Annotated in this window: 8 protein-coding genes; all 8 read left to right on the top strand. The window is 47.4% G+C overall.

What is annotated here, in order from left to right:
* Position 1 precedes the first annotated feature (1 nt).
* The 8 genes from fabD to edeA all read left to right on the top strand — a co-directional run bounded on the left by fabD (position 2) and on the right by edeA (position 12,088).
* Positions 2 to 1,270, top strand: a complete 1,269-nt coding sequence (fabD, locus tag AB432_RS16725) for an ACP S-malonyltransferase (protein ID WP_048033244.1) — start codon at positions 2 to 4, stop codon at positions 1,268 to 1,270.
* A 41-nt stretch (positions 1,271 to 1,311) separates the two neighbouring features.
* On the top strand, positions 1,312 to 4,680 hold the full coding sequence (locus AB432_RS16720) for a beta-ketoacyl synthase N-terminal-like domain-containing protein (RefSeq protein WP_048033243.1): 3,369 nt from the start codon (positions 1,312 to 1,314) through the stop codon (positions 4,678 to 4,680).
* 43 nt (positions 4,681 to 4,723) lie between these two features.
* Positions 4,724 to 5,767 carry a BtrH N-terminal domain-containing protein gene (locus AB432_RS16715; RefSeq protein ID WP_048033242.1) on the top strand — a complete coding sequence of 348 codons (1,044 nt, stop codon included), beginning with the start codon at positions 4,724 to 4,726 and terminating at the stop codon, positions 5,765 to 5,767.
* Positions 5,768 to 5,792: 25 nt separating this feature from the next.
* Complete coding sequence (locus tag AB432_RS16710) at positions 5,793 to 6,029, top strand: phosphopantetheine-binding protein (protein ID WP_048033241.1); 237 nt, start codon at positions 5,793 to 5,795, stop codon at positions 6,027 to 6,029.
* A 66-nt stretch (positions 6,030 to 6,095) separates the two neighbouring features.
* Positions 6,096 to 7,064, top strand: a complete 969-nt coding sequence (sbnA, locus tag AB432_RS16705; protein WP_048033240.1) for a 2,3-diaminopropionate biosynthesis protein SbnA — start codon at positions 6,096 to 6,098, stop codon at positions 7,062 to 7,064.
* 45 nt (positions 7,065 to 7,109) lie between these two features.
* Positions 7,110 to 8,078: a 2,3-diaminopropionate biosynthesis protein SbnB gene (gene sbnB, locus AB432_RS16700; RefSeq protein ID WP_048033239.1), complete on the top strand. Its 969-nt coding sequence runs from the start codon at positions 7,110 to 7,112 to the stop codon at positions 8,076 to 8,078.
* A 24-nt stretch (positions 8,079 to 8,102) separates the two neighbouring features.
* Positions 8,103 to 8,864, top strand: a complete 762-nt coding sequence (locus tag AB432_RS16695) for a ParB N-terminal domain-containing protein (RefSeq protein WP_235617743.1) — start codon at positions 8,103 to 8,105, stop codon at positions 8,862 to 8,864.
* Positions 8,865 to 9,028: 164 nt separating this feature from the next.
* Positions 9,029 to 12,088 (top strand): cyclic peptide edeine export ABC transporter EdeA, encoded by a 3,060-nt coding sequence (edeA, locus tag AB432_RS16690; RefSeq protein ID WP_201265940.1) that lies wholly within the window; start codon positions 9,029 to 9,031, stop codon positions 12,086 to 12,088.
* Positions 12,089 to 12,205: the final 117 nt, after the last annotated feature.

The raw sequence follows: 12,205 nt of genomic DNA, 5'->3' as shown, positions 1-12,205 counted from the left end.
AATGGACAAAATCGCACTCTTATTCCCGGGACAAGGTTCGCAATATGTTGGAATGGGCCAAGCATTATGTGAGGCCCATCCCATTGCCGCTCGCACCTTTGAAGAAGCAAGTGATGCGCTTGGATTTAACCTGCAAACACTTTGTTTTGCAGGGGATGTACAAGAATTGACCAAAACAGAGCACGCACAGCCTGCAATCCTGACGGCAAGTGTCGCAGCCTTCCGCGTTTATTCACAGGAAATGAACATCGAACCGAAGTGGGTGGCGGGTCACAGTCTGGGTGAGTTTACGGCCCTGACTTGCGCCGGTGCTATCCAGTTTGCAGATGCTGTCCGCCTTGTCTATCGGCGAGGTCAGTTCATGCAGGCGGCCACGCCGCAGGGTGTCGGTGCCATGTCAGCAATCTTCGGGTTGAATGCTCAACTTGTCGAGGAGATTTGTCGGGAACATTCTCGTGACGATGCGATCGTCGTGGTCGCCAACCATAATTCCGCTGATCAGATTGTCATTTCCGGACATGCACATGCGGTGCGGCTAGCAGAAGAAGCGTGCAAGCAGCATGGCTCGACTTCCGTTGTCAGCCTCAAGGTGAGTGCGCCTTTCCATTCGCCTCTCATGGTGCAAGCCGCGGAACAATTAAATGAGGAATTGAAGCGATACACGTATTGCGATCCCAAATGGCCTGTGATTTCCAATGTGACAGCACAACCATATGTCCATGCTGATCAACTTGTCGATTTGCTCACAGCCCAGACAACAAGCCCTGTTCGCTGGCAATCCACGATGGATTACTTGGTAAAACAGGGAGCGAATACCGTAATTGAGGTTGGTCCCAAAAATGTGCTGACAAATTTGGCCAAAAGATATCCCCTTCGCGCCTATGCCTTTGACAAGCAGGGGGAGATCAATCGTTATCAGCAAGAGCTTCAGGATGCCAAAGCGCGTAATCAAGCAACAATTGCCCAATTCGTCGATTCTTGCATGACGATTGCTGTTTGCACGAAAAACCGCGGTCTCGATGAAGAGGCGTACCAGCAAGGGGTGATCGCTCCTTATCAAGCTCTTCAACAACTAAGGCAACAGCTGGAACAAGGAGAAAAAGAGGGGGGCTATGGGGATATACGCGAAGCTGTTTCTCTGCTTCGTTTGATCTTGCAAACAAAAAAAGCTCCTGACACGGAACAAGTCATGCGCTTTGAACAGCTGACTAGCAAACCAGACTTGCAACAGCGATTCCCTGAGATCGGCAAGGAATGGCAAGCAAGTTAAGCCGAACCAGGTGAGCAGAGGACTCAAGGAGGAAGAATGCAGTGAGCAAGCCATTAGGACTGAACCGAGTCAAACTGAATAAACAGCAGACGGATGCTCATTCAACAGGCAGCAAACCCAATCACCACGATATTGCAGTGATTGGTGCTGCTTGCCGATTCGGAAGCGCAGAAAACCCGGCAGACTTTTGGCGTCTGTTGCAAGCTGGTCAAGATTGTGTGAGAGAGCTACCTAAAGAGCGCCAGAACGATTTGATTCCATTGTTACTCGCCAAAGGGTTGACGATGGAGCAAATTCAATTTCGAGAAGCTGCCTACCTGAATGAAATTGATAAATTCGATCCGCAGCTCTTCGGTCTTTCTCCTAAGGAAGCCAGCCAAATGGACCCAAACCAGCGCTTATTTTTGCTGACATGCTGGGAGGCGATTGAGGACGCCGGATATGGTGGAACAATGCTCGTGGGCAGCCGTACAGGTGTATATCTGGGGTTTAGCAGTGATTTTGGTGAAGAGTATAGACGAATGATTCGAGAGCTGGAACCAGAGGCAATGTCAACCTCGATCATTGGCAATATGAAATCGGTGATCGCTTCTCGTGTCTCCTACCTGTTGGATCTCAAAGGTCCGAGCATGCTTGTGGATACTTCCTGCTCCTCGTCGCTGATGGCTGTTCATCTGGCATGCCAAGCGATTCGTCGAGGAGAATGTGAGATGGCGCTGGCCGGGGGTGTCAAGCTCATCTTGCTGTCTTTACAAGATGGGAGCAATGATTTGGGAATTTTATCGCAATCTGGTCGTACCAGACCTTTTGACAATGATTCAGACGGTACGGGTGTTGGTGAAGGCGTTGGCGCCGTTTTCCTGAAGCCGTTGACAAAGGCACTGGCGGATGGGGATTCGATTTATGCCGTGATCAAGGGAAGTGCCGCCAATCAAGACGGACATTCTTTCGGGCTTACCGCACCTAATTCATTGGCACAAGCCGAGGTGATTCAGCAGGCATGGAAAGACGCGCAAATTGACCCCGAGACCCTTTCCTATATCGAGGTGCACAGCATAGGCACCAAGCTGGGCGATCCGATGGAGATGGACGGACTGGAGAGAGCGTTTCGCCGATACACAAACCGCCGCCAATTTTGCGGGATCGGCTCCGTAAAAACGAACATCGGTCACACCGACCACGTAGCGGGGATGGCTGGTCTTTTCAAGGTGATTCTGTCTCTGAAACAAAAGCAGATCCCTCCGCATTTACACTTTCAGCGGGCGAATCGGATGATTCCTTTTGAACAATCTCCCATTTACATCCACGACACATTGACCGAGTGGGAACCAGAGCAAAGCGTGCGACGGGCTGGTGTCAGTTCGTTTGGGATGAGTGGAACCAATGTGCACCTCGTAGTAGAGGAAGCGCCATTCATACAGTCTCCCAAGCAAGACGAAGGTGTTCAGGCTATCGCTTTATCCGCTAAAAGCGAGGCGAGCTTGCTCAACCTGTTGCTCCGTTTTCAGAAGTGGACCAGCAAGCCTGTGGAGGAACTGCCGACATTGGAAAGTCTCAGTTTTACGGCAAATACGGGTCGTAGTCACTATGGCTACCGCTTGCTGCTTATTTGCAGGGACATGGACGATTTTGCCGCAAAAATCTCCAGGTTGTGCGTGAGCGACTGGACAACACTTTCTGAACCAGATATTTTCTTTGGCTGGCACAAGGTTATCTCGCAGGAAAAAGCAGACAGAGAGCCTGGGATCGTGACTGAGGCAGAACAACAAGCATTGAATAAGGCGGCCAATGAACTTTTGCAAAAGCTTTTATTGGCTCAAAGCAACGAGTTATCTGATCTAAAAGAGCTCGGCGAATTGTATGTGAGTGGAGCAGATGTACGCTGGAGTGTCATGTACACGTTCAAAAAGCCGCGCCGCGTGCACCTTCCTGTCTATCCGTTTGAGCGGAAGCGTTGTTGGCTGGACATCTCTTCTCTTCATTCTCTTGACAAGGATGCCGGGAGAGAAAAAGACCATGTTGCACCGCAAAAATCTGGAGAAGCGAAGCTGCCAAACGTGGTGGTACGTGGGAGAAAACATGATACGTACACCGTTTTGGAGCAAGAGCTGGCTCACATTTGGGGATATGTTCTGGGGCTTGAAGAAGTAGGTGTCCATGACAATTTTTACGAGCTGGGTGGGGACTCAATCATCGCGATTCGCATGATCAGCGAAATCTCCAAGCGGATGAACCGAGAAGTAGAGGTAGAAGACCTGCTTACCTATTTGACGATTTCCGATTTTGCTGCCTATCTTGATGCGGCTGGGTATGAAGTTGAGCAGGTTGCGAAAGCAGAGGCAGCTGCTACTACAGTCCAAACGGTTCAACAACGAAACGCAAAATCATGGCATGGCGGCGCGCAAATCAAACGCAGCTCGTATGCCGATGTCAGTCATTTATCCTGGCGTCAATGGAATTGTTATGATCGCGGCCTCGCTTTATTAATGGAGGAGCAGGATGCCCATCTGATTCCGTATTTTAAGCTTTTTCTCGGGTTGAAACGCAGCTATCAGCTTGATGCTGAGGGGTACCCCTATTCGTATCGGGAACATGCTGAGGTTATGGGTTATTTGTCGGATGAGGAGATGCTTTACAAATTTGGCTATCGGGTCAAACTCGTGCCTGTCGCTCGTCTGGATGAATTGCATGAGTCGATCATTCTCCAATTGGATCAAGGCAAGCCCGTAATGGTTGCGTTTGACGAGTACTACACCTTTTATACGCCGCAATACCAGAAGGAACATACCGATCATCTCACCGTCATCACTGGTTATGACCATGACAAGCAGGTTTATACGATCATCAATCACAATCATTTGACTCGCGGGCAAGCGCAGCGAATCCAGTACGATAAATTTTCCACAACGTACCAAACGCTTGAGGAGATTTATGCAAATCTAGAGCCGAATTCCAGGCTGATCATGGTGCTCGATCGCGTTACAGATGACGAAGCAAGTTTGCGTGAGAGCGCGGAGCAGGAGTTGCTGCGATTACTAAAAGCGGTCGAGAGTAAACAGCAAGTTGGCCGTGAGCTTACACTGTTGCTGTCACTTACGGAGCAGCCAGACATCTATTTTCAAGAAGCCAATTTAAATGAGCTTTACGTTCAATTAGGCGGGAAAGAACTGTGGGTGGAAACATTATTGGACTGGTATATTCCACAGGGGGATCAGTCTGTACGCGAACTGGCGGAGGAGATTTTGCAGATATCCAATCACGTGGTGAATCGCTATGCCCTTAGCTTATATAAAGAAAAAATGTTGAAGCGATCTGACATGGAAGCTGCTGTCGATAAGTTGAGGTCCCTCACTCGTCAATTTCTACAACAAGTATTCGCCTTGCGAGAATGTGACTCGGATATCCGATAGTCGCATGTGATTACCATTACGATAGACAGGAAGGAGAGTGCTCATGTCACTCACCGAGATTCAACCGAGCAAGCATCCGAACCTGGATTGCATCGGCGCTTCTATCTACACGGTTCTGAAATACCGGAACTTTTCCGCCTTAGAAACAGCTTGGAAGCAGTGCGGTGCCATCTATCTGAAAACGCAAGATTCTCCTTATGGAGATATAAACGGTCAATACATGAGAACAGTCGCTGAGCTCAGGTGGATTCACAATATCCGCGTAGAAGGAGGGGCTGAACCGCAAGATGACCTGTTTTTGGCAAATATACAAGAACGTTTGGAACGGGAGATACCAATAATCGTCCTCTGCAATATGGCAGAACTCCCGTACAACCCTTATTATCAGGACCTGCCTGAAATGCATAGCATCATTGTCACAGGTAGAGAAGATAACCAGCTTCTGATCGTCGATGATTACTACCGGTACAAAGGTCTGTTGCCCATCGAGCAATTTTTACAGGCTAGCAACTCTTCCTATCGGGATGCGGGCACAGGCGAATGGTATCCACTCCACAATCGATCATTTGAATTGGTACTCTCGGATTCCCTGCATCCGACGCCAGATCAGTTGCTTGAAGCCGTCACGAGCAATCTCAGCGTACTAGAGGGGCGTTGCGACACAAGTCAAATCAAGCGGGAGTTGGATCTACCCGACGATGTCAACGTCGAGGTTGGGCTAAAATCCCTTGATCCTTTTCTCAAAGACGTAGAGGCTTTTCTCGCTAGCGGAGTAGAGATCACAGATGATCATCTCGATATCCTTAACCACAGCTTGATCAGCATGGCACAAACAAGAGCGATGTATGCCAATGTCTTGCAGGCGATCAGTGAAAAGTATGAAAACTTTGGTGAACTTGCCGAGCAGTATCGCAGTATCGGACATCAATGGAAAATTACGACCAATATGATTTTGAAGGCTTTTGACAGTAATCGCAGTGACATGGTTCATCGCGTTCTGCAAAAAATCAGCATCATTAAAACGCAGGAATTTGAGGCGGTCACAAAAACAAGAGAAGTACTGGAACGGGTTGGCGTTGTTGTGTAAGCATCTACTACTTGGAGGGACTCCTATGGAAAGGGAAAACGAAGTATACGAGACACTCCTCCGGTTGTTTTCTGAATATGTGAACGAAAGCGGAGAACTTACGGAGTACATTGATTCATTGACCTTTATCAAGTCGGTCGTAAAGGTGGAAAAAGAGTTTGGCATTGAATTCGATGATGACATGCTCCATTTGGAAAACTTTCAAGATATGAAAACGTTGGCAGGTTACATCCAGCAAAAAATGGATACAAAATCTGCCTGATCGAAGGGGCAAGATGTATACGGTCGATCGAATGAAGACCGGAAAAATCGGGAGTGAGGGCTCAACATGCTAACAAAAATGATGGCCATAAGTCACATGATTGGCAATACGCCTTTAAACAAACTTGAGCATGAGCACATCAATCTGTTTTGCAAACTGGAATACAACAACCTCATGGGGAGTGTAAAAGTGAGGCCGGCCTTTTACATATTACAGGAGGCGATCAAAAGAGGAGAGATCACGCAGGAAACGACCGTAATCGAGTCTTCTTCGGGAAATTTTGCTATCGCTTTGGCGACATTGTGCAAGCGACTGGGAATTAAATTTATTCCCGTCATTGATCCAAATATCAATCCCGTCTATGAGAACTTGCTCAGGGTAATTTCCCATGAGGTCGTAAAAGTAACGGATCGTGACGAGACAGGAGGATTTCTCCTAACGCGCATCCAAACGGTCAATCGCCTGCTGAATGAGACGAATAACTCGTTTTGGACCAATCAATACGGAAATCCGGATAGCGCTAGAGCCCATTACTTCGGACTGGGAGCCGAGATTGCAGACAGCTTTGAGACATTGGACTACGCTTTTATCGGCGTTAGCTCTGGCGGCACGATTACTGGAATCTCACAGCGATTGAAGGAACGTTTTCCGGACATAAAAATCATTGCTGTCGATACGGTAGGATCGGTAATTTTCGGACAAGAACCACAAAAACGTTACATCCCGGGAATTGGATCGAGCATGCGGCCTGACATACTCAAGGGCGCGATTATTGATGAGGTCGTTCATGTTTCGGAGGAGGACACAGTCAAGGCTTGCTATCAGCTATACGCTGAGCATGGCATTTTTGCTGGAGGATCTTCTGGAACTTCCTATTGGGCAATTGAAAACTACTTCAAAGATCAACAGCTCGTCGTTAAGCCAAATGTCGTCTTTTTATGCCCAGACGGTGGTATGCCCTATGTCAATACTGTATACAACCAGGAATGGGTACAGTGGTTGCATCAGCAAAAGCATTCTTTCGTTGGCAATTAAGCAGTGTCCAATAAATCTACTACGATAAGCAGGGTGGGATGTACGATGTTATATCTAAACACGAGTGATATTGAAAAGGTCGGCAAGAATTGGAAGGAAACCATTGATGTCATTGAACATGCTGTACATTCCTTACAAAAGGAAGATTATGCACAGCCAATTAAACCATATTTGCGATACCATGACATGTCAAATCGCATTATTGCCATGCCAGCATTTGTAGGCGGAGATACCTACATGGCGGGAATCAAGTGGATTGCCAGTTTCCCGAAAAACCTCCAAGAGGGTATCCAACGCGCGCATTCGATTACCATCCTGAACGAAGCTAGAACGGGTAAGCCTGTGGCAACAATTAATACGGCCCTGGTCAGCGGCATCCGAACTGCTTCCGTTTCCGGTCTTCTCCTCAAGCATTACGAACAAGTACGTCCCCTGCAAAATGTAACGGTCGGAATTATCGGATTTGGCCCGATTGGCAGACTTCATCTGCAAATGGTAACAGCCATGTTAGGAGAGAAGATCACCAAGGTGGTTCTCTTTGACATTGCGGGTATCCAACAGGAGCATATTCCGGCCGAGATAAAAGAGAAAACGGTTATCGCGCAAACGTGGGAAGAAGCATACTGCGAGGCAGATGTGTTCATTACTTGCACGGTGTCACCGCATGGTTTTATTGACAAGCAACCAAAAAGACAGTCCTTGTTGTTAAATGTATCGTTACGCGATTTCACACCAAAAATTCTCGACTATACCCGCTCCATTATCGTAGACGACTGGACTGAAGTTTGCCGGGAGAATACGGACATCGAGATCATGCATCTGGAGAGAGGCTTGCAAAAAGAAGATACCAAATCTATCACAGATATCGTCTGCCTTGACCAGATGAAAGAGTTTCCACATGATGAGCCCATCATGTTTAATCCGATGGGGATGGCGATTTTTGATATCGCCATTGCTGCCTACTATTATAAACAAGCACTCTCGCAGGGGATCGGAACTCACTTGCAAGACTAACTGGAGGTTACCATTTTGTACGATGTGCTGGCAAATCTAAAACTGGTAGAGTCATCTCGTATTTGTTTGCACGAGTCACATGAAAACAAGCGACTACACAAGACCAGACAGATCATTGAGGAGGAAGGGATTTTGCGCCATCCTCCGCTGGCGATTCTCATGCAAAACGGTCAGTATTTGATCATTGATGGTGCACATCGGACCTTTGCTCTTCAAGCGCTTGGGTGCAAACATATCCCCGTACAGGTAGTGGAGCATGAGGATTTTCACTTGGATATGTGGGATCATATTGTGCCAGTTGCTGCATGGTTGCAATCAGTGGAGCAGGATTCTGTGTTTCGGTGGGAAACCGAGCGTTTAGGTGAAACGCCTGTGGCAGAAATGAAGATAGGGAACAAAGAACGCTTCTACCTGTATCCAAAGGAGAATCGGCAGGATGATGAGTGGCGAATGACGCTATGGCGTCAATTAGTGGACAGTTACAACTATAGCCACCCGGTGCATCGTCTGCCCACAGGGATGCTCGAATGGCCAGAAACAGGAGCCGCCTTGATACGGTTCCCGCCAATCAGTCTAGCGGAATTGGAGCGTATCGTATCGGAAGGGCATGTTTTGCCTGCGGGTGTTACTCGTTTTGAAATAGACGGGCGTCTATTAAACTTGTGTATTCCGATTAGCCTATTGAAACAGGAGCAAATCGAGCGAGAACAGTGGGAGCGATTAGTTAAAAAATGGAGGGAAACCTTGCGCCTCTACTCGAAACCCGTGTATATGTGCGATGCGTAATAAGAAACCGTGGCGAGTGTGATTCGCCACGGTTTCTATCCAATCCCAATTACACACGTACTCGTTTACTTGCGGGTGCGGTCTTTCCCACAGACGCAGTGCCTAAAAAGGAGTGGATCATTCTGCAAAAGATCAAAGATGGGTCGAGAAGGAAACTAGCATTCTTGCTGATGTGTCTGGTTCTCGTATTTTCCGGCAGTATGCCTGTGTACGCCGAAACGAACGTTCGACAGGATGCGGAAATCGCAACAGCAATCGAACAGCTAGTCAATAAAACCATGGAGTCGGAAAAAATCCCGGGTGCTGCCGTTGTGGTCGTCAAAGAGGGGAAAACGATTTACAAGCAATCGTTTGGATATTCCGATGTCCAAAAGCAGGAACGGATAACTGCTGACACATTGTTTGAAATCGGATCGAACTCCAAAGCCTTTACGGCGCTAGCCATGCACCAGCTGGTTGAGCAAAAACGTCTTTCGCTGGATGATCCTGTTCAGAGCTTTATACCGTGGTTTACCGTTACATATAAAGGACAACCGGAAACGATCCTGATCAAGGATTTGCTGTACCATACCAGTGGGATTCCGTTTGAAAGCATTGGCTCCATACCTGTCTCATCTAGCGAGAATGCAATTGAAGAAACAATTCGAGCGCTCAATCATACAGAGCTGGCACGTAAGCCAGGGACAGCGTATGAATACTCCACATTTAACTATGATGTACTTGGCTATATTGTAGAAAAAGTGACCGGAGTATCATTTGAGCAGTATGTGCAGCAACAAGTCATTGCCAAATTGGGACTAACCCATACCTATATGAAGGCACAGGCACCCGAGTGGGATATGGCAAAAGGGCACAAAATCAGCTTCTTTTCTCCAAAAGTGTATAATGCGCCTGATTATCGTGGAAACACGCCAGCTGGTTATGTCGTATCCAACCTGAACGACATGGAACGATGGCTGAAGATTCAGCTAGGGGTGGAGTCCTCTGCGTTTCGTACGGAGTTGGTGCGTGCCTCACATCTGCCTGACCGATCGGTACCTCCAGCGGCGGACGGTTCCTCGTATGCGTCAGGCTGGATGATTTATCAGGATGGTGGGGGGCAAATTTCGCACGGCGGCAACAACCCTGGATTCTCGTCGTACATGGTGTTTCGCCCAGAGGAAAAGCTGGGAGCAGTGGTTTTGACCAATACAAACACCTTGAACGCATTTGTTATCGCGGAAGGGGCCGTCAATCTCGTACTAGGCAAAGAAGTGCCAGTAGTCGTGTCTGACACCAATCTTCAAGCGGATCGTATGGCAAGTATTTCTCTCGTGATCCTTGGTATCCTTTTGTTGGTACTGAGTGGGGGGATCGTGCAGATTTTCGTGCAAGTCTATCGAGGCGAACGAAAACTCGTCGCGAATGCGGGGCGAATTTGTTTTGCATCCTTCGTTGCATTCGTTGTCATGGGCAGTGTTTTAACCGCCGCCTTATACTATTTGCCAGATGTTTTTTTTATGGGCTTACCATGGCCGTTTATCGAGGTCTGGCTTCCAATCACCATTTTTTACGCCATGTACGCATTAGTAGCTGGACTTGCTTTATTTAATGTGTACATCACACTCATCCGTTTGTTCCCGAAATCGCAAGAAACATCCATGACGTCTATTGTCATACAGGGGCTTATCAGCGGATTTGGGAATGCGTTGATTATTTTTATGATCAATCTGGCGCTCACTTCTACGAACAAATTTCATGCATCCATTTTCCTGTATTTTCTCCTGGGTATCTTGTTGTATATCGTCGGGGAGAAAATGATGCGTAGCCGACTGATTGTGATCACAAATGAAATCGTCTACGAAAAAAGAATGGAACTGATCCGCAAAATCTTTCGGACCCCTTATCAAAAGTACGAGACACTTGATAACGGTGAAATATATGCGGGGTTAAATAACGATACGGAAACGATTAGTACGTTTGCCAATAGTGTCGTTGTGGCACTGACGAGTGCGGTTACACTCGTATTTTGCTTCATTTATCTGGGCTCGCTGGATCTATACGGATTTTTGTTTTGTCTGGCTGTCATTTTTGTGGCAGTAGGCTTGTATACGCTGGCAGGTCGCTTTGCAAACAAAGTATGGGAGGAAACCAGAGACATCCAAAATGTGTTTTTCTCCTATATTACCGATATGATCGGAGGCTTTAAGGAGCTGTATCTGACGCAGGCACAACGAAAAGAATTCGAAGAAGACATGGAAAGAAGCTGCTCTGACTATCGACATAAAAAATCAGCGGGCCAATTTAAATTTGTGAACGTGTATTTGATTGGGGAATTGCTATTCGTAGTGGTAATCGGCACGGTTGCCTTTTTATTCCCGGTTCTTTTCCCTTCGCTTCAAAAAGAGATGCTGATTAGTTATGTGTTTGTCTTTCTGTATATGACAGGACCCGTTCACGGTATTTTGAATGCAGTACCGGAGCTGATTCGGATCAAGATCAGCTGGCAGCGACTGAATGCGTTGCTTGATTCGTTATCAGTGGAAACGAGAAGAGAAGAAGAGAGCTTGGCTGTGCAGAACGCGCAAGACTTTGAGTCGTTTTCAACGGAACAGGTACGTTTCCGATACAAAAACAAGGAGGGCGAAGAGTTTTCCGTAGGGCCGCTGGACTTCTCCTGCCAAAAAGGGGAGATCGTCTTCATTGTTGGTGGCAACGGTAGCGGGAAGTCGACGTTTGCCAAGCTGATTACCGGATTGTACGAGCAGGATGAAGGCGAGTTTTTCATGAACGGCCAAACAGTGAGTGCTGATCAACGCTGCGAATTCTTTTCTGCGATCTTCAGTGATTTTTATCTGTTTGAGAAGATGTACGGAATCGATTACCAAGCGAAGCAAGAGGAAGTGAGCAAATATTTAGAGGTGCTTCGCATCGCAGACAAAGTAGAAGTGGATGAAACGGGAACGTTTAGCACGACGAAGCTGTCTACGGGTCAGCGTAAGCGTCTTGCCTTAATGCTCAGTCTGGTAAGAAACCGGCCCATTTTCCTCTTTGACGAGTGGGCAGCGGACCAAGATCCAGAGTATCGTCAATTCTTTTACGAATCTTTGCTGCCAGAAATGAAAAGACAGGGCAAATGTGTCATCGCAATCACACACGACGATCGCTACTTCCATCTTGCTGATCAGGTAGTGAAAATGGAAAGTGGGCGAATTATTTCGCAGCAAACACTTGCGCATGCCTGATGGAAAAGCAAGCAGAGAAGACCGAATGGGGATGGTGCCCGGCGGTCTTTTCTTGTTTGTTCAGCAATGATTGCAGAAAAGCATGATTGGAAGCGAAACTTTTTAATGGTTCGTGAG

It is taken from the genome of Brevibacillus brevis (assembly GCF_001039275.2).
GTDB lineage: Bacteria > Bacillota > Bacilli > Brevibacillales > Brevibacillaceae > Brevibacillus > Brevibacillus brevis_C.
The sequence above is the reverse complement of the archived record's forward strand: the minus strand, read 5'-3'. Positions and strand labels throughout refer to the sequence as shown.